Origin of the sequence: Pseudomonas poae (genome assembly GCA_028869255.1) — a bacterium.
GTDB lineage: Bacteria > Pseudomonadota > Gammaproteobacteria > Pseudomonadales > Pseudomonadaceae > Aquipseudomonas > Aquipseudomonas poae_C.
In genome coordinates this window covers 1,653,495-1,672,211 of record CP110972.1, presented here as the reverse complement: position 1 = coordinate 1,672,211, position 18,717 = coordinate 1,653,495, and the positions used below count along the sequence as shown (strand labels likewise).

Here is an 18,717-nt window from a genome sequence, read left to right as displayed (position 1 = left end):
GCTTCGCCGCCCAACGCGGGCAAGCCCGCTCGCCACACAAACCCGCTCGCCACATAGGCCCGCTCGCCACATTAAGAGACGCGAGTCGGGCCTCGGGGCTTACTGCCCGCTGCGCATCAGTTCCTTAGGCACATACTTGCCGATCTCAAACTTGCCGATCGCCGCACGGTGCACTTCGTCCGGCCCATCGGCCAGGCGCAAGGTACGTTGCATGGCATACATGTAGGCCAGCGGGAAGTCATTGGAGACACCGGCACCGCCATGAATCTGGATCGCCCGGTCGATCACCTTCAACGCCACGTTCGGCGCCACGACCTTGATCTGGGCGATTTCGCTTTTCGCGACTTTGTTACCCACGGTGTCCATCATGTACGCCGCCTTCAGCGTCAACAGGCGCGCCATGTCGATTTCCATCCGTGAATCGGCGATCTTGTCGATATTGCCGCCCAGACGGGCCAACGGCTTGCCGAACGCGGTACGGCTGACCGAGCGTTTGCACATCAATTCCAGCGCACGCTCGGCCATGCCGATGGAGCGCATGCAGTGGTGGATGCGGCCTGGGCCAAGGCGGCCCTGGGCAATTTCAAAGCCTCGGCCTTCACCGAGCAACACGTTTTCGTACGGCACGCGCACATTGTCGAACAGTACTTCGGCATGGCCGTGCGGTGCGTCGTCGTAGCCGAATACCGGCAGTGGGCGCACGATTTTCACGCCGGGGGCATCTACCGGAACCAGGATCATCGAGTGCTGCTGGTGACGCGGTGCATCCGGATTGCTCAGGCCCATAAATATCAGGATTTTGCAGCGCGGGTCGCAGGCGCCGGAGGTCCACCACTTCTTGCCGTTGATCACCCACTCGTCACCCTGGCGCTCGGCGCGGGCGGCCATGTTGGTGGCGTCCGAGGAGGCTACGTCCGGCTCGGTCATCGCAAACGCCGAGCGGATCTCGCCGCGCAGCAGCGGCTCGAGCCAGCGCTGCTTCTGTTCTTCGTTGGCGTAACGCACCAGCACTTCCATATTGCCGGTGTCGGGGGCGGAGCAGTTGAACGGCTCCGGGCCCAATAACGAGCGGCCCATGATTTCGGCCAGCGGCGCGTATTCAAGGTTGGTCAGGCCAGCGCCGAGTTCGGATTCGGGCAGGAACAGGTTCCACAAGCCTTCAGCCTTAGCCTTGGCTTTGAGCTCTTCCATGATGGCGGTAGGCTGCCAGCGATCACCTTCGCTGACCTGGCGCTCGAACACCGGCTCGGCCGGGTAAACGTAAGCATCCATAAACGCTATGACGCGTTCACGCAGTTCCTGAACCTTGGGCGAATAGGCGAAATCCATGAGCAGCTCCCTTCTTGGAGAGGTTGTTTAGGTCATGCAATCGATGCTAGAACAGCGTTGATAATTTACCTAGCCTATTCTCGGCGTGTATTAACATTCATCACCGATATATGATCGGCGTATGGACACCTAACAATAAGAGCGCAACGACATGAATCTGAGCAAGGTCGACCTCAACCTCTTTATCGTCTTCGACGCGATCTACACCGAAGCCAACCTGACCCGCGCCGGGCAGATCGTCGGCATCACTCAGCCGGCGGTGTCCAACGCGTTGGCACGCCTGCGCGAGACCTTCAACGACCCGCTGTTCGTGCGTACGGCCCAAGGCATGGTGCCTACGCCGATGGCGCAGAACATCATCGGCCCGGTGCGCAATGCGCTGTCGTTGCTGCGGGTGTCGGTGCAGGAAAGCCGGATTTTCAACCCGCAACAGGCGGCCAAGACCTATCGCATCAGCATGACCGACCTCACCGAGGCAGTGATTCTGCCGTTGTTGTTCCAGCGCCTGCGCCGCCTGGCGCCGACCGTGGTGATCGAGAGTTTCCTGTCCAAACGCCGCGAAACCACCAAGGAGCTGGCCGCCGGGCGCCTGGATTTCGCCGTGGATGCGCCGCTCAACACCGACCCGCAGGTGCGGCACGTCAAGCTGATGGAAGACCGCTACGTGTGTGCGATGCGCAAGGGCCATCCGATGGCGGGCAAGGACAAGTTCACCCTGGATGACTACCTGTCGTTGACCCATATCCATATCTCCAGCCGCCGCAACGGCCTGGGCCATGTCGACTTGGCCCTGGGCAAGATGGGCATCCAGCGCAAGATCGCCTTGCGCTCCCAGCATTACCTGATGGCCTCGCAAGTACTGCAGCAGACCGACATGGTGATGACCGTGCCCGAGCGCTTCGCCCGGCGCCACGAATTGCACTGGTTCAACTTGCCGGTCAACGATGTACCGCCGGTGGAAACCCACCTGTACTGGCACGAGAGCACCGACCAGGACCCGGCCAACCGTTGGATGCGTGAACAGATGATCGAGCTGTGCCAGCAGGTGACGGCTCACGAAAAGAAGCTGGATAAACTGCAATCCTGACCGGCATGTGGGGCGAGGGAGCTTGCTCCCTCGCCACAGAGTACGTGAGGCCCTTGACGTTTACGTCAACCTGCCATTAGCTTAGCGCCAAGACCTTCTTGAGCGCCCCCATGAGCACGACCTACAGTATCTCCGACCTCGCCCGCGAGCTCGACATCACCACCCGCGCCATTCGCTTCTATGAAGAACAAGGCCTGCTGGCCCCGGAACGCCGGGGCCAGGAGCGCATTTACTCGGCGCGGGACAAGGTCAGCCTCAAGCTGATCCTGCGCGGCAAGCGCATCGGTTTCTCCCTGGCCGAATGCCGCGAGCTGATCGAACTCTACGACCCCACCAGCGGCAACCATATCCAGCTCAACAGCATGCTCGCCAAGATTGCCGAGCGCCGCGAACAGCTGGAGCAACAACTGCTGGATATCGAACAGATGAAGCTGGAACTCGACACCGCCGAAGAGCGCTGCACCCAGGCCCTCGCGCAGACCATGAACCAGGTCGGCCATTAACCAGAAGGTAGCTGCCATGCCCCTCCCCTCACACGTACGCCTGGTAGAAGTCGGCCCACGCGACGGTTTGCAGAACGAAGCCCAGCCGATCAGCGTGGCCGACAAGGTCCAGTTGGTGGATGCCCTCAGCGCAGCCGGCGTGAGCTATATCGAAGTCGGCAGCTTTGTGTCGCCCAAATGGGTGCCGCAGATGGCCGGTTCCGCTGAAGTCTTTGCCCGGATCCAGCGCAAACCGGGGGTGACCTACGGCGCACTGACGCCCAACCTGCGCGGGTTTGAAGATGCGTTGGCGGCCGGGGTCAAGGAGGTGGCGGTGTTTGCGGCCGCGTCCGAGGCGTTTTCCCAGCGCAATATCAACTGCTCCATCAGCGAGAGCCTGGAACGCTTTGCCCCGATCATGGCGGCGGCCAGGCAGCACGGCATCAGCGTGCGCGGCTATGTGTCCTGTGTGCTGGGTTGCCCCTACGAAGGTGATATCGCGCCGGAACAAGTGGCGGCAGTGGCGCGGGAGCTGTATGCCATGGGCTGCTATGAGGTGTCCCTGGGCGACACCATCGGCACCGGCACGGCGGGCGCCACGCGGCGGTTGTTCGAGGCGGTCGGTGCGCTGGTGCCACGGGACAAGCTGGCGGGCCACTTTCATGACACCTACGGCCAGGCCATCGCCAATATCTACGCCAGCCTGCTCGAAGGTATCAATGTGTTCGACAGCTCTATCGCGGGCCTTGGCGGCTGCCCTTACGCCAAAGGCGCCAGCGGTAACGTCGCCACCGAAGATGTGGTGTACCTGCTCAATGGCCTGGGTATCGACACCGGTATCGACCTGGAGGCATTGATTCGTGCAGGCGCGCACATCAGCCAGGTGCTGGGCCGCGCTACCGGATCGCGCGTGGCCAAGGCGCGTAACGCCGTTTGAGTAGCGCAGCCGTGACAATGTGTTACCGCGCCGCTACACATCGAGTAACACGGGAACATATTTTGTCGTATTTGCTGCAGGGCAATTCTTACATAAAAATTAAGACATTGATTTTAAAGCATTTTTAAAAGTTGGCACGGCTTCTGCTATCTCTATGGCATAACAAGAATAAAAAGCGCCAAACCTAATAAAAATAAGACGAAACGACTCTGACATAACAAAAACAACACGGCAGAGACGCAGCTAACAGATTTTTTTGGAGAAGATGTGCTTCGCAGGGTACGGCGTGCCGCAACCCGCAACCGGTTAGAGAAAAATAAAACTACCTCAGGTAGCTACCCACTGGTTGGATCGATAACGAAGAAGCAGATCAGCGCTCAAAAAAATACGTTTGCTCTTGACCCCGGATGGGGGTCATCCAAAACAGCGGTAAAGGGTAACGGTTGCCAAAAACAACAATAGACCGCCCCTCAATAATAAAAAAAGAGCACGCAACGACAAATTAAAGGGGACCCTCGGGTCCCCTTTGTGCTTTCTGCGTTTTCGATCTTTTATTGACTCACCGCGAGCAAAAATGTGGAGCGGGCTTGCTCGCGAATGCGGTGTGTCAGCCACTGAAATGTTGACTGAACCACCGCATTCGCGAGCAAGCCCGCTCCCACATTGGTTTTGTGTGGTTAGCTGGAATGCGTGCGCAGCTCTTGAATGGAAATCTCGCGCATGCGAAATTTCTGGATCTTGCCCGTCACCGTCATCGGAAACTCGTCCACAAACTTGAAATACCTGGGCGTCTTGAAGTGCGCGATGCGCCCTTTGCACCAGGTTTGCAGTTCCAGCTCATTGGCCACATGGCCGGGGTGGAACTTGACCCAGGCCACAATCTCTTCGCCGTAACGCTCATCCGGAATGCCGATGACCTGCACATCCGCCACCGCCGGGTGGGTGAAGAAAAACTCTTCCACCTCACGCGGGTACACGTTCTCGCCACCGCGAATGATCATGTCCTTGTTGCGCCCGGCAATGCACACGTAGCCGTGCTCGTCCATGGTCGCCAGGTCGCCGGTGTGCATCCAGCCGGCAGCGTCGATGGCGTCGCGGGTGCTTTCGGGGTTGTTCCAGTAACCGAGCATCACGCTGTAACCACGTGTGCACAACTCGCCGATCTGGCCACGGGGCACGGTATTGCCGGCGTCGTCGATGATCTTGCTTTCGAGCTGCGGCTGGGTGCGGCCGACGGTGGTCACGCGGCGTTCCAGGTCGTCATCCGGCCCGGTCTGCAAAGACACCGGGCTGGTCTCGGTCATGCCGTAGGCGATCTGGACTTCGCTCATGTGCATCTCGCTGATAACCCGGCGCATCACCTCGATGGGGCACGTGGCGCCGGCCATGATGCCGGTGCGCAGGGTGGCCAGGTCGAACTCGCCACGGCGCGGGTGATCGAGCATCGCGATAAACATCGTCGGCACACCGTACAGGCCCGTGGCGCGCTCTTCGGCGACAGTGCTGAGGGTCAGCAACGGGTCGAAACCGTCATTGGGGTAAATGATCGTGGTGCCGTGGGTGATGCAGCCGAGGTTGCCCATGACCATGCCGAAGCAGTGATACAGCGGCACCGGGATCACCAGGCGATCCTGCGCCGTCAGGCCCAGGCTTTCGCCAACCATGTAGCCGTTATTGAGGATGTTGTGGTGACTGAGGGTCGCGCCCTTGGGAAAACCGGTGGTGCCGGAGGTGTACTGGATATTCACGGCTTGGTCGAAATGCAGGCTGGCCTGGCGGCTCTGCAGTTGCTCGGGCGGGACGCCTGCGCCGAGGGCCGCCAGCGCTGACCAAGGCAGGAATCCCGGGGGCGGGCTGGGGTCGAGGCTGATGAGCCCGCGCAGGTCGGGCTGCAGCTCCTGCAACATCGCATGGTAGTCCGAGGTCTTGAACGAGCCGGCACAGATCAGCCACTGGCAGCCTGATTGCTGGAGCACGTACGCCAACTCACTGCTGCGATATGCCGGGTTGATATTCACCAGGATCACCCCGAGCTTGGCGCTGGCGATCTGGCTGATACACCACTCGGCACAGTTGGGCGCCCAGATGCCCAGTCGGTCACCGGTTTGCATGCCCAGGGCCAGGAAGGCGCGGGCGTGCTCATCCACGGTTTCGGCCAGCTGCCGCCAGGTGTAGCGGCGTTGCTGATGGCGCACCACCAGTGCTTCGCCGTCGGGATACTGCGCAGCGATGCGATCGAATGCCTGGCCAATAGTCTCAGCCAGCAAGGTCTTGCCCTGAGTGCCACGGCTGTAGCTCTGATTCGGTTGATCCATAACGACCCCTGTTGTCTTTTTTGTAGGTTGACGTAAACGTAAACTACGATTGACAGCGCCGTAACGCAAGCTTACGTTAACGTAAAGGTGAACGCCCTTCCCTGGCGCGCCAACCACACAACAACAAAGCTCACATTAAGGTGCTGCCCATGAGTTACCCGTCCCTGAACTTCGCTCTCGGCGAAACCATCGACATGCTGCGCGACCAGGTGCAGTCCTTCGTGACCAAGGAAATCGCGCCCCGCGCCGCACAGATCGACAGCGACAACCTGTTCCCCGCCGACCTGTGGCGCAAGTTCGGTGACATGGGCATGCTGGGCATCACCGTGCCGGAGGAATACGGCGGCGCTGGCCTCGGCTACCTGGCGCACGTGGTGGCCATGGAAGAAATCAGCCGCGGTTCGGCCTCGGTGGCGCTGTCCTACGGCGCCCACTCCAACCTGTGCGTCAACCAGATCAACCGTAACGGCAGCCACGAGCAGAAGCTCAAATACCTGCCCAAACTCATCAGCGGCGAACACGTCGGCGCCCTCGCCATGAGCGAGCCGAACGCCGGCTCCGATGTGGTCTCGATGAAACTGCGCGCGGATAAACGCGGCGACCGCTACGTGCTCAATGGCAGCAAAACCTGGATCACCAACGGCCCCGACGCCAACACCTACGTGATCTACGCCAAGACCGATCTGGAAAAAGGCCCCCACGGCATCACCGCGTTTATCGTCGAGCGCGACTGGAAGGGCTTCAGCCGCAGCAGCAAGTTCGACAAGCTGGGCATGCGCGGCTCCAACACCTGCGAGCTGTTTTTCGATGACGTGGAAGTGCCCGAGGAAAACATCCTCGGCGTGCTCAACGGCGGCGTGAAAGTGCTGATGAGCGGCCTCGACTACGAGCGCGTGGTACTTTCCGGCGGCCCTACCGGGATCATGCAAGCCTGCATGGACCTGATCGTGCCCTACATCCACGACCGCAAGCAGTTCGGCCAAAGCATCGGCGAATTCCAGCTGATCCAGGGCAAGGTCGCCGACATGTACACCCAACTCAACGCCAGCCGCGCCTACCTGTACGCGGTGGCCCAGGCTTGCGAGCGCGGCGAAACCACGCGCAAGGACGCCGCCGGGGTGATCCTCTACAGCGCCGAACGCGCCACCCAAATGGCCCTGGACGCGATCCAGATTCTCGGCGGCAACGGTTATATCAATGAATTCCCCGCCGGCCGCCTGCTGCGTGACGCCAAGCTGTACGAAATCGGCGCCGGCACCAGTGAGATTCGCCGGATGCTGATCGGTCGCGAACTCTTCAACGAAACCCGCTGAAGGAGCGCGCCCATGGCCACCTTGCATACTCAGCTCAACCCGCGCTCGGCGGAATTTGCCGCCAACAGCGCGGCGATGCGCCAACAGGTCGACGCCCTGCACACCTTGCTCGCCCACGTGCAGCAAGGCGGCGGCGCCAAGGCCCAGGAACGTCACACCTCACGCGGCAAACTGCTACCGCGTGAGCGCATCAATCGCCTGCTCGATCCGGGTTCACCGTTCCTGGAACTCAGCCAACTGGCCGCGCATCAGGTGTATGGCGAAGACGTGCCCGCCGCCGGGGTGATTGCCGGGATCGGCCGCGTGGAAGGCGTCGAATGCATGATTGTCGCCAATGACGCCACGGTAAAAGGCGGCTCTTATTACCCGCTCACCGTTAAAAAACACCTGCGCGCCCAGACCATCGCCGAGCAGAACCGTCTGCCGTGCATCTACCTGGTCGACTCAGGCGGCGCCAACCTGCCGCGTCAGGATGAAGTGTTCCCCGACCGCGAACACTTCGGGCGGATCTTCTTCAACCAAGCCAACATGAGCGCCCAAGGCATCCCGCAGATCGCGGTGGTGATGGGCTCATGTACTGCCGGTGGCGCCTACGTGCCGGCCATGGCGGATGAAGCGATCATGGTGCGCCAGCAAGCCACTATTTTCCTCGCCGGCCCGCCGCTGGTGAAGGCTGCAACCGGTGAAGTGGTGAGTGCCGAAGACCTCGGCGGGGCCGACGTGCACTGCAAGATTTCCGGCGTGGCCGACCACTATGCCGACAGCGACGAACACGCCCTGGCCCTGGCCCGGCGCAGCGTGGCCAACCTCAACTGGCGCAAACAGGGCGAGTTGCTGCAACGCCCGCCGGTGGCGCCGCTGTACAGCAGCGAAGAGCTGTACGGGGTGATTCCGGCCGATGCCAAGCAGCCGTTCGAGGTGCGCGAAGTGATTGCGCGGCTGGTGGACGGCTCGGTCTTCGATGAATTCAAGGCGCTGTTTGGCACTACGCTGGTGTGTGGCTTTGCGCACCTGCATGGCTATCCGATCGCGATCCTCGCCAACAACGGGATTCTGTTCGCCGAAGCCGCGCAAAAAGGCGCGCACTTTATCGAGCTGGCCTGCCAGCGCGGGATTCCCCTGCTGTTCCTGCAGAACATCACCGGCTTTATGGTCGGGCAAAAGTACGAGGCTGGCGGCATCGCCAAGCATGGCGCCAAGCTGGTCACCGCGGTGGCGTGTGCCAAGGTGCCGAAATTCACGGTGATCATTGGCGGCAGCTTTGGCGCCGGCAACTACGGCATGTGCGGCCGCGCCTATGACCCGCGTTTTTTGTGGATGTGGCCCAACGCCCGCATCGGCGTAATGGGTGCCGAACAGGCGGCCGGCGTGCTGGTGCAGGTCAAGCGTGAACAGGCCGAACGCGCAGGTGCAGCCTTCAGCGCCGAAGAAGAAGCCGCGATCAAACAGCCGATCCTCGACCAGTACGAAACCCAGGGCCACCCCTACTACTCCAGCGCGCGCTTGTGGGATGACGGCGTGATTGACCCGCTGCAGACCCGCGACGTACTGGCCCTGGCCCTGTCCGCCTCGCTGAACGCCCCCATCGAGCCGAGCCGCTTCGGCGTGTTCCGCATGTAAATGGAGCTGTACCCCATGAGCGATTTCAATACCCTCGAACTGATCACCGACAGCCGTGGTTTCGCCACGCTGTGGCTCAGCCGTGAAGCCAAGAACAACGCGTTCAATGCCGAGATGATCCGCGAGCTGATCATCGCCCTCGATCACGTCCAGGCCGATGCATCCCTGCGCTTTCTGGTACTGCGCGGGCGCGGCAAGCATTTCAGTGCCGGCGCCGACCTGGCCTGGATGCAGCAATCCGCCGAGCTGGACTACCACACCAACCTGGACGACGCCCGCGAACTGGCGGAGCTGATGTACAACCTGGCCAAGCTGAAAATCCCCACCCTGGCCGTAGTGCAAGGCGCGGCCTATGGTGGCGCGCTGGGCTTGATCAGTTGCTGCGACATGGCCATCGGCACCGACGATGCGCAGTTCTGCCTGTCGGAAGTGCGCATCGGCCTGGCGCCGGCAGTGATCAGCCCGTTCGTGGTGCAGGCCATCGGCGAACGTGCGGCGCGGCGCTATGCCCTGACCGCCGAACGTTTTGGCGGCCAGCGTGCGCGAGACATCGGCCTGCTGGCAGAGAGTTACCCCGCGAGCGAGCTGGATCAGCAAGTCGAACAGTGGATCACCAACCTGTTGCAAAACAGCCCTGCCGCCATGCGCGCCAGCAAAGACCTGCTGCGCGAAGTGGGTAACGGCGCCCTCACCCCGGCCCTGCGCCGCTATTGCGAGAATGCCATTGCACGCATCCGCGTCAGCGCCGAGGGCCAGGAAGGCTTGCGTGCCTTCCTGCAAAAACGCCCGCCGAGCTGGCAGCCACAGGAGCCGCGCTCATGAGCACACTGACCACCCTGCTGGTGGCCAACCGTGGCGAGATTGCCTGCCGGGTGATGCGCACGGCCAAGGCGATGGGGCTGACCACGGTGGCGGTGCACAGCGCCATTGATCGTGATGCGCGGCATAGCCGCGAAGCCGACATTCGGGTCGACCTGGGGGCAGCAAGGCCACCGAGAGTTACCTGCAAATCGATAAACTGATCGCCGCCGCCCAGGCCAGCGGCGCGCAGGCAATCCACCCGGGCTATGGCTTTCTGTCGGAAAACCCTGGCTTTGCCCGAGCGATTGAAGCGGCCGGGTTGATCTTCCTCGGCCCGCCCGCCTCGGCCATCGATGCCATGGGCAGCAAGTCGGCGGCCAAAGCGTTGATGGAAACCGCCGGGGTGCCGCTGGTGCCGGGCTATCACGGCGAAGCCCAGGACCTGGAAACCTTTCGCGATGCCTGCGAGCGCATCGGCTACCCGGTGTTGCTCAAAGCCACAGCCGGCGGTGGCGGCAAGGGCATGAAGGTGGTCGAGGAGGTCAGCCAATTGGCCGAAGCCCTCGCCTCCGCCCAGCGTGAGGCCCTGTCCTCCTTCGGCAATAGCCAGATGCTGGTGGAGAAATACCTGCTCAAGCCACGCCATGTGGAGATCCAGGTGTTTGCCGACCAGCATGGCCATTGCCTGTACCTCAATGAGCGCGATTGCTCGATCCAGCGCCGGCATCAGAAGGTCGTGGAAGAAGCCCCCGCGCCAGGCTTGAGTGCCGAACAACGCAAGGCCATGGGCGAAGCGGCCGTGCGTGCAGCCCAGGCCATCGGCTACGTGGGCGCAGGCACCGTGGAGTTCTTGCTGGATGCGCGCGGGGAGTTCTTCTTTATGGAGATGAACACGCGGCTGCAGGTTGAGCACCCGGTGACCGAGGCGATTACCGGCCTGGACCTGGTGGCCTGGCAGATTCGTGTGGCTCAGGGCGAGCCGCTGCCGATCACCCAGGAGCAGGTACCGCTGATCGGCCATGCGATTGAAGTGCGCTTGTATGCCGAAGACCCCTCGAATGATTTCCTGCCCGCCACCGGGCACCTGGCGCTGTACCGTGAATCCGCACCCGGCCCTGGCCGTCGCGTGGACAGCGGCGTCGAGCAAGGCGACAACGTCTCGCCCTTCTACGACCCGATGCTCGGCAAGCTGATCGCCTGGGGCGAGGACCGCGAACAGGCACGGCTGCGGCTATTGAGCATGCTCGATGAGTTCGCCGTCGGTGGGCTCAAGACCAACCTGGGTTTCCTGCGGCGCATCATCGGCCATCCGGCGTTTGCGGCGGCGGAGCTGGATACCGGGTTTATCCCGCGTTATCAGGAGCAACTGCTGCCCGTGCCAGGGGCGTTAAGCGACGAGTTCTGGCAGACGGCGGGCTCGGCCTTTATGCAGAGTTTGCCCGCGGGTGACGGGCCGTGGGCGAGCAACCGAGGTTTTCGCGCAGGGCTGCCGGCCGAGGTCTCGCTGCATTTGAGCTGCAATGGGCAGGACCGCCTGGTGACGCTGGCAGGCGAAGCCGCGCAGTTGCAAGGCGAGCAACTGTTGATCGAACGCCAGGGCGTGCGGCGCGCCCATCTGGCGGTACGCAGTGAAGGTAAGCTGTTTCTGCGCTGGGACGGCGAGATGCAGGCCATCAGCCTGTTCGATCCGATTGCCGCCGTGGAAGCCAACCAGCAGCACCAAGGCGGCCTGACGGCGCCGATGAATGGCAGCATCGTGCGCGTGCTGGTCGGCATCGGCCAAACCGTGGAGGCCGGCACGCCGCTGGTGGTGCTGGAAGCGATGAAGATGGAACACAGCATCCGTGCGCCTCATGCCGGGGTGGTCAAGGCGCTGTTCTGCCAGGAAGGCGAAATGGTTGCCGAAGGTTGCGCGCTGGTGGAGCTGGAAACGCCGAGTTAGAGCTTCGCCGTGGCCTGCACGACCACGCCGAGGATGCGGCAAGCATCGGTAAACAGCTGTTTCGGGTAGCTGGGGTTGAGCGGCACCAGGTAAAGCTGGCCGCTCTCCTCCAGCAATTGACGGAAGGTCGCCTGGGGTTGATCGGCCCATTGCGCGACCACCAGCTTGCCGGGTTCGGCCGCAATGGCCGGGTCCACCAGAATCATCATCCCGGCGCCGATGCTCAGGCCACTGCGGGCGGTCATGGCATCGCCCGTGACCGGCAGCCAGAAGGCTGCTCCGTGGGCGCGGTAATCGGTCAATTCAAAGCGGGCGGCGCCATACGCCGGGCGCTCCTCGCGGACCTCACACAAACCTTTCCAATCGCTGACCGGGTAACGGAAATACGGGTTGTAGTGGGTGTGCGGCGCGGGCTCGTCCTCAACGCTACGCTCGCGAATTTCCAGCGCCACTTCCAGATAGCCGAGCCCCAACGCTTCCAGCAACCGGTTCATGTCCGCCAGGCTCGGCACGCGACGCTTGTTGAGCCAATGGCCGACACCGCCCTGGGACATGCCCAAGCGTTCGGCCAGTTCATCCTGCGTGACCTTGCGGTCCTTCATGTTGGCTTTGACCAACGCTATCCAGTTATCCATGGTGCCTGACAATACGGCGCGTATTTTCCAGGGCAATAAACAGTTTGTAGTAATCCATAAAACGACATAAATACGATACGTACTATCATCGGGCATAAGGTTTTCGACACCCACCCCAGAGTACCGCCCCTTATGACGACGAGCCCGTACCTCCTGCCCGAAACACCTGAACACAACGACTTGCATGGCCTGCGCAGCAGCGGTGCAGCCCAGCGTGCATTGGATTTTTACTTGAAAGAAAACATGTCGGCGCAAGCTCCGGACGGGGCCCTGTTCGCCATCAAGCCGGGCATCAGCCAGGAAGAAGCCCTGGTGCACGCCTCGGAGCTGTTGCGCAGTGCGGCGGCCACGGCCTATGAATCGGCAAGCAGCCATCAGGGCAATCACCGGGACCTGGCGTTTTCAGTGGTGTATTTGATTGATATGGCGAAGGCGATGGTGGAGCGATCGTTACAGGTGCCCCAGGTTCAGGCGAACGCGTAACGGGCACGCAGCAAAAATATTTCTATCTCAAGGATAAAAACATTTGACTTGAAAATGAGAATGATTATTATTGGACCCAGCTGATCGCGAGATCAGTCGATAGACCAAGGGACCTTAGGTCGGACTCTTGGAATATCTCCTCATCAGGCTAATCACGGTTTTTGACCCGGCTCTTTGGCCGGGTCTTTTTTTGCCAGTTTCCCTGGCATGGCTTCAGGCTAATGAAGACTGTGTGTTGCTCGATGGCGCGCATGGTAGCAAAAGACCATCGCCAAAAGAAAGCCAGTCACGCGCTCTGGCTCACATCTCTGCGAAATAGCGCTTGAGAATCAATCTCATAGATTCTAAGCTTCGGCGGCGTCATGGACGACGCCCCCCTTCTCTTCGCAACAATTTTGCATCCGGTCTTCACCAGACTCCTGTGTAAGATAGCCGCCACAACACTCATATTCAGGCACCAGACTATGACCGTGGCCTTGACCTCCATCCGCATCAGCACCGACTTCGACAGTGGCAATATCCAGGTACTCGACGCCAGCGATGCCTACCAGTTGCTGCTGGCAATCAACCCCGATACCCGCAGCCAACATTTCCAATGGTTCCACTTCAAGGCCGAAGGCATGCACGTGGGCCACACCCACACCTTCCGCTTGAGCAACGCGGGCAAGTCCTCCTACAAACACGCGTGGAGCGGCTATAACGCGGTGGCGTCCTACGACCATATCCACTGGTTTCGCGTACCCACGCGGTTTGACGGCGAAATTCTGCACATCAGCCTCGAAACCCGCGAGAAGCACGCCTGGCTAGCCTACTTCGAACCCTACAGCCGTGAACGCCACGAGTGGCTGATCGACCAGGCCCTGAACCGCGCCGGCACCCAGTTGCTGGCCACCGGTAAAAGTGTCGAAGGCCGTGATATCCAACTGCTGCGCCGCGGCAAAGGTGGCGACGGCCGACGCAAGGTGTGGATCATCGCGCAGCAACATCCCGGCGAGCATATGGCCGAATGGTTTATGGAAGGCATCATCGAACGCCTGCAGCAGGATGGCGACACCGAGCTGAAAAAACTGCTGGCGGTCGCCGACCTGTACCTGGTGCCCAACATGAACCCGGACGGCGCCTTCCATGGCCACCTGCGCACCAACGCCATGGGCCAGGACCTCAACCGTGCCTGGCAGAGCGCCAGCCAGGACATCAGCCCTGAAGTGCTGTTCGTACAGCAGCAAATGGAAAAATACGGCGTCGACCTGTTCCTCGATATCCATGGCGACGAAGAGATCCCCTACGTCTTCACCGCCGGCTGCGAAGGCAACCCAGGCTACACGCCGCGTATCGAAGCCCTGGAAAAACACTTCCGCAGCCATTTGAGCGCCCTGACCCGCGACTTCCAGACCGTCCACGGCTACACCCGCGACCTGCCGGGCGAAGCCAATATGACCCTGGCCTGCAATGCCGTCGGCGAACAGTACGACTGCCTGTCCCTGACCCTGGAGATGCCCTTCAAGGACAACGACGACGCGCCCAACCCGAAAACCGGTTGGTCAGGTGAGCGCTCCAAACAGCTGGGCAAGGACGTGTTGAGCAGTGTGGCCGACGTGGTCAGTATCTTGCGCTGACGGCTGTTGTGGCGAGCGAGCTTGCTCGCGTTGGGCCGCAAAGCGGCCTCATAACAGGCACCGCCCCATTACCTGACACCCTGCGGCGGCAGGTTTTAGGGCTGCTTCGCAGCCCAACGCGAGCAAGCTCGCTCGCCACAAAGACCTGCCGTCAGTGCTTGGTGCCGGTCATGCTTTGCAGCACGCCGTCACGACGGATCAACCCGTGGAACAGCGCCGCCGCCAGGTGCAACAGCACCGTCAGGAACAACAGGTAGGCGAGATAGCCGTGGGCCTTGCGCAGCACCGCAAACAACGGGGCATTCGCGCCCATCAGCGCCGGTAACTGCACCGAACTGCTGAGCATAACCGGGTCACCCGCCGCCGAAATCATCGCCCAGCCCAGCAGCGGCAATACCAGCATCAAGGCATACAGCAGCACATGCGACGCCTTGGCCGCCAGCACCTGCCACAGTGGCAGGTCCGCCGGCAGCGGCGGTTGCTGCGTGGAAAAACGCACCACCAGACGCACAAGCACCAACGCCAGGATCGCGATCCCCAAGGGTTTGTGCAGGTTAATCAGCCATTCATGACGCTCCGACACTGACGCAGCCATGCCCGCGCCAATAAACAACATGGCGATGATCATCAGGGCCATCAGCCAATGCAGCAGGCGCGCCAGAGGCGCGAAAAACCGGGGTTGGGCATTCATGGCTTCGACTCCTGAGGGGCACTGTGCAGGGGACTGACTTCACCGGCGCGGCGTACGTACGAACTGGCATAGGCTGCCGAACGTGCCGCCAGCAATGGGTCGTTGGAGGCTTGGATACCACTGGGCAGAATCAGCGGGTCAAAATTGATATCGCGGCAATCGCCGTCCGCCTGCGGCTGGCTGCTTTGCAGCACCAGGGTGCCGGCGTTCAGTACTGTGTGTTCGCCGGCCCAGGGTTTGCTCGCGTCATCCACCGGGTCGTCGGGGTTGGCCAGGGTCATGTTCAACTGCCAGCGCAACGGCCCGGCGGCCAGGCGTTGCACCAGGTCTTTCTCGAGAAAATCATTGCCCGCCGGCGCGCTATCGCCCGCGGCGTCCTGGCTCTGCGGCACCACGCCCCAGCGCACCGCCTGGCGCTTGCCATCGGCGCCCACCAGATAAAACGCATTGATCCCGTTATAGGTTTCGGTCGCATAGCTGGCCGAAGGCTTGGCGGTCTTGACCCAGGCCAGAAACGCTGCGGTTTCGGGATGCGCGGCAAAGAACGCCGGCATACTCGCCGGGTTCGGCTTGCCGGTGGCCGGGTCTGGCGCACCGGCCTTGAGCATCTGGTAGAACGCCTCGGGTGTGCCCACCGGGAACACCGGCATGCTGTTCATCCCTGTACGCCATTGCTGGCCGTTGGCCTGGCTGAACTGCAAAGCAAAACTGCGGATCGGCACGCTACTGTCCGGCGCGTAAGGGTTGCCGCTGGGCAAGGCAAAGCGGCCGATCACCGGGGTCTTGGCCTCGCTGAACACTTGGGCGCTGGAGTAGGCACGCGCCTCGGCGCTGCTCTCGAAGTACCCGGCCACGCACACGCCCTTGGCGTGGTTACGCCGGAAACCCGGGTGCACGCCGTTGTTGGTCTCCAGGGCATTGACCAGGGTTTTCGGGCGTAGGCGTTGTGGGTCGAGGGTGCCATTGACGTAGGCAAATGCCCCGGCAACAACGGCAACCACGGCCCCAATCCCCACGAGTCGCGCGATCAGGCTCGCAGTGCTCAATGGAGGACGGGGCGGTGATGAGTGATCTACCATGAAAGAACTCCAGGGCCAGGGGCCTTAGGCGGTGGAACATAAGGTCGGAGCATTAAGACGAACGCCGATCCGCTCTATTCCCAGGCCCACCGTTTATTTTTCGCAGCCTGGAATAACCTTCAACGCCGGACGTCTCTCTAGTCCCAGCGTAGTGACCAGCCAGAACCCCATGCATGAACTCGACGAACAGTTACGTGAACTCATCCCCAGGCTGCGGCGTTTTGCCGTGTCCCTGACCCGTAACGCCAGCAGCGCCGACGACCTGGTGCAGTCGACCCTCGAACGGGCGATCACCCGTTGGGCCGACAAACGCCTTGAAGGCGATTTGCGCGCCTGGCTGTTCTCGATCCTCTACCGGCAGTTCCTCGACGCCCACCGCCGCACCCGGCGCTACGCACGCATGCTGGAATTTTTCACCGGGCGCGATGATGCGCAGCCGTCGGTCGAGCGCACGGTGATCGCCCAGTCGACCCTGCAAGCGTTCGATCAACTCAACACCGAGCAGCGCGCTCTGCTGCTGTGGGTCTCGGTCGAGGGCTTGAGCTACAAGGAGGTGGCCGAGATTCTGGATGTACCGATCGGCACCGTGATGTCGCGCCTGTCCCGCGCGCGCCAGGCCCTGCGCCAACTCAGTGATGGCGAAATCGCCAGCCCTTCCCTGCGGATACTCAAATGATCAGCCTGCCCCCCAGCGAACGCGATTTGCATGCTTACGTCGATCACCAATTGCTGGAGAGCGACCGGCGTGTGCTTGAAACTTACTTGGCGAACCACCCCGAGGTCGCGGCGCAGGTCCACGCCTGGCAGCAGGACGCGCAATTGCTGCGCGCCGCGCTGGGCGGGGCCCTGCAACAACCGGCCAACCCGGCGCTGGACCCGGCACTGATCCGTCAGCGCATCCGGCACCAGTCGCGCCGCCACTTCGCCACGGCGGCGGTGTTGCTGCTGGCGGTCAGCCTTGGCGGCCTCGGCGGCTGGCATGCCCGCGAAGCCACCCAGCCGCCGATGCTGCCCATGGCCGATGCGATGCAGGCGTTCCGCCTGTTTGCCCAGGACGGCATCATGCCCGCCGACTTCAAGGTTCAGGGTGGCGGCAATATGCAAGCCTGGCTTGACCGCTATTTCAACCAGGCCCATCGCCTGCCCGACTTGAGCGCGGCGGGGTTCATGCCAGTCAGCGGGCGCCTGCTCACCACCGAGCAAGGCGCGGCGGCCATGGTGTTGTACGAAGACCCGCAAGGCCGGCGCATCAGTTTCTACATCCGCCCACCGGGCCCGGAAAATGGCTTCTTGCCCCGTGGCAGCCGCAGTGCCGATGGCTTGCAGGCGCAATACTGGTCCGGCGCCGGCTACAACTATGCCGTGGTGGCCCCGGTGGGCCAGCCGACCACGCAGCTGCTGAAGTTCTAGAACCCCACGTCGAGGATCACGTTATCCGTGTAGGTGCCGGCCGGCGGCGTGGTCTGGTCGGTATAGACCTTGGCGTTGTAGTTGAACGTCTGGCTGCCAACCCCCAACCCGCTGCCGGGGTTGGTCTCGGCCGTGGTGCTGGAGCGACGTGCCGCACCCACGCTGCCCCACACCGTGGTACCGGCACTCTGGAAGACGTCGTAGGCCAGGTAATTGGCCCCCGAGACCATCCGCCGCCGTCCTCCACTCGCGTTCTGGCCAGGGCCCAGGCCCACGGTGTACACGCTGCCTTTGGTGCAGGAGATATTGATGGTCTGGTTGACCGTGCCAAAGGCGCTGACCACGGGCGCTCCGCCGAAGCTGATATTCGGTGCGGTCACCGTGCAGTCGTTACTGACCGTCATGTTTACCGTCAGGGTTGCGGTGCCGTTATTGGTGTCACGCCCCAGGCAAATGCCCAGCGCGCCGATGCCGGAGCAATAGTTCCAGTCCCAGTGGATGCTCAGGGTTTCGGTATAGATCCCGGCCGCAACGTTGCTGCCGATGATGCTGCCCATGTAGAGCGGCACCGTCTTGGGGGTGGACCCGCCCAACAGGCCCAAGGCATCGATAATCCCGTTGCGGGCAAAATCATAGGGTGTGTTGCGGGCTATCAGGTAAGCCGCGCCGGTGTTGTTAGTCGCATACAGGTTGTAGCTGATGACATCCCCGGTAGGCCCCACCAGGCCGGCAGTGGATGAGCTGACCGTCGCGTAGAAATGATCGTTGGTGGTCAACAGGCTCAGCAGCGAGCCGGTGCATCTCAACCCGGCGTTGAGGGTCGAGGTGGATTGCACCGTGGTCCGCACCAGCACCGAACTGACCGCGCCGAACCCGGCCGCCGTGGTTGCCGCCACCGAACACAACGCCTGCGCCTGGGACGCCAGCCCGCTCAGCCCCGCCAGCATCAACCCCGCCACCCCACCGCGCATGTTCAC

General features: G+C 62.0%; 16 protein-coding genes and 1 pseudogene. 11 read left to right on the top strand and 6 right to left on the bottom strand.

Annotated features, from left to right (window positions below):
• Nucleotides 1-99: 99 nt before the first annotated feature.
• Nucleotides 100-1,329 (bottom strand): acyl-CoA dehydrogenase, encoded by a 1,230-nt coding sequence (locus tag LRS56_07780; GenBank protein ID WDU64368.1) that lies wholly within the window; start codon nt 1,327-1,329, stop codon nt 100-102.
• 151 nt (nt 1,330-1,480) lie between these two features.
• Between LRS56_07780 and LRS56_07775 the strand changes: the two genes are divergently transcribed.
• The 3 genes from LRS56_07775 to LRS56_07765 all read left to right on the top strand — a co-directional run bounded on the left by LRS56_07775 (nt 1,481) and on the right by LRS56_07765 (nt 3,835).
• Complete coding sequence (locus LRS56_07775) at nt 1,481-2,416, top strand: LysR family transcriptional regulator (protein ID WDU64367.1); 936 nt, start codon at nt 1,481-1,483, stop codon at nt 2,414-2,416.
• 110 nt (nt 2,417-2,526) lie between these two features.
• Entirely contained in the window at nt 2,527-2,919 is a 393-nt protein-coding gene (locus LRS56_07770) for a MerR family DNA-binding transcriptional regulator (GenBank protein WDU64366.1), read from the top strand.
• 16 nt (nt 2,920-2,935) lie between these two features.
• The gene (locus LRS56_07765; GenBank protein ID WDU64365.1) at nt 2,936-3,835 is read left to right on the top strand and encodes a hydroxymethylglutaryl-CoA lyase; all 900 of its coding nucleotides are present in this window, start codon (nt 2,936-2,938) and stop codon (nt 3,833-3,835) included.
• A gap of 677 nt (nt 3,836-4,512) precedes the next feature.
• Here the strand turns inward: LRS56_07765 and LRS56_07760 are convergent.
• On the bottom strand, nt 4,513-6,150 hold the full coding sequence (locus LRS56_07760) for an AMP-binding protein (protein WDU64364.1): 1,638 nt from the start codon (nt 6,148-6,150) through the stop codon (nt 4,513-4,515).
• 149 nt (nt 6,151-6,299) lie between these two features.
• Between LRS56_07760 and LRS56_07755 the strand changes: the two genes are divergently transcribed.
• The 4 genes and pseudogenes from LRS56_07755 (at nt 6,300) to LRS56_07740 (ending at nt 11,826) form a co-directional block, all read left to right on the top strand.
• Nucleotides 6,300-7,463, top strand: a complete 1,164-nt coding sequence (locus LRS56_07755; GenBank protein ID WDU64363.1) for an isovaleryl-CoA dehydrogenase — start codon at nt 6,300-6,302, stop codon at nt 7,461-7,463.
• Nucleotides 7,464-7,475: 12 nt separating this feature from the next.
• A complete protein-coding gene (locus tag LRS56_07750; GenBank protein WDU64362.1) occupies nt 7,476-9,083 on the top strand; it encodes a methylcrotonoyl-CoA carboxylase in 1,608 nt (535 codons plus the stop codon).
• 15 nt (nt 9,084-9,098) lie between these two features.
• Nucleotides 9,099-9,905 (top strand): gamma-carboxygeranoyl-CoA hydratase, encoded by an 807-nt coding sequence (locus LRS56_07745; protein ID WDU64361.1) that lies wholly within the window; start codon nt 9,099-9,101, stop codon nt 9,903-9,905.
• Nucleotides 9,902-11,826 (top strand): annotated as a pseudogene (locus tag LRS56_07740) (acetyl/propionyl/methylcrotonyl-CoA carboxylase subunit alpha). Before LRS56_07745 ends, LRS56_07740 begins: the two are co-directional and overlap by 4 nt.
• Here LRS56_07740 and LRS56_07735 read toward each other — a convergent pair.
• Nucleotides 11,823-12,647 carry a helix-turn-helix domain-containing protein gene (locus tag LRS56_07735; protein ID WDU64360.1) on the bottom strand — a complete coding sequence of 275 codons (825 nt, stop codon included), beginning with the start codon at nt 12,645-12,647 and terminating at the stop codon, nt 11,823-11,825. The pseudogene LRS56_07740 and the gene LRS56_07735 overlap by 4 nt on opposite strands.
• On the opposite strand from LRS56_07735, the gene LRS56_07730 reads away from it, so the two are divergent.
• Together LRS56_07730 and LRS56_07725 are read left to right on the top strand one after the other, a co-directional pair.
• Nucleotides 12,594-12,944, top strand: coding sequence for a DUF3077 domain-containing protein (locus LRS56_07730; GenBank protein ID WDU64359.1), 351 nt, complete (start codon nt 12,594-12,596; stop codon nt 12,942-12,944). The genes LRS56_07735 and LRS56_07730 overlap by 54 nt on opposite strands.
• 464 nt (nt 12,945-13,408) lie before the next feature.
• Nucleotides 13,409-14,560 (top strand): M14-type cytosolic carboxypeptidase, encoded by a 1,152-nt coding sequence (locus tag LRS56_07725; GenBank protein ID WDU64358.1) that lies wholly within the window; start codon nt 13,409-13,411, stop codon nt 14,558-14,560.
• Nucleotides 14,561-14,711: 151 nt separating this feature from the next.
• On the opposite strand, the gene LRS56_07720 is transcribed toward LRS56_07725, so the two are convergent.
• Entirely contained in the window at nt 14,712-15,251 is a 540-nt protein-coding gene (locus LRS56_07720) for a cytochrome b/b6 domain-containing protein (GenBank protein WDU64357.1), read from the bottom strand.
• The gene (locus tag LRS56_07715) at nt 15,248-16,330 is read right to left on the bottom strand and encodes a catalase family peroxidase (protein WDU64356.1); all 1,083 of its coding nucleotides are present in this window, start codon (nt 16,328-16,330) and stop codon (nt 15,248-15,250) included. Before LRS56_07715 ends, LRS56_07720 begins: the two co-directional genes overlap by 4 nt.
• A gap of 169 nt (nt 16,331-16,499) precedes the next feature.
• On the opposite strand from LRS56_07715, the gene LRS56_07710 reads away from it, so the two are divergent.
• Nucleotides 16,500-17,006, top strand: coding sequence for a sigma-70 family RNA polymerase sigma factor (locus tag LRS56_07710; protein ID WDU64355.1), 507 nt, complete (start codon nt 16,500-16,502; stop codon nt 17,004-17,006).
• Nucleotides 17,003-17,740, top strand: a complete 738-nt coding sequence (locus LRS56_07705) for an anti-sigma factor (GenBank protein ID WDU64354.1) — start codon at nt 17,003-17,005, stop codon at nt 17,738-17,740. The genes LRS56_07710 and LRS56_07705 overlap by 4 nt, the downstream gene beginning before the upstream one ends.
• Here the strand turns inward: LRS56_07705 and LRS56_07700 are convergent.
• Entirely contained in the window at nt 17,737-18,711 is a 975-nt protein-coding gene (locus LRS56_07700) for a spore coat U domain-containing protein (GenBank protein ID WDU65708.1), read from the bottom strand. The genes LRS56_07705 and LRS56_07700 overlap by 4 nt on opposite strands.
• Nucleotides 18,712-18,717: the final 6 nt, after the last annotated feature.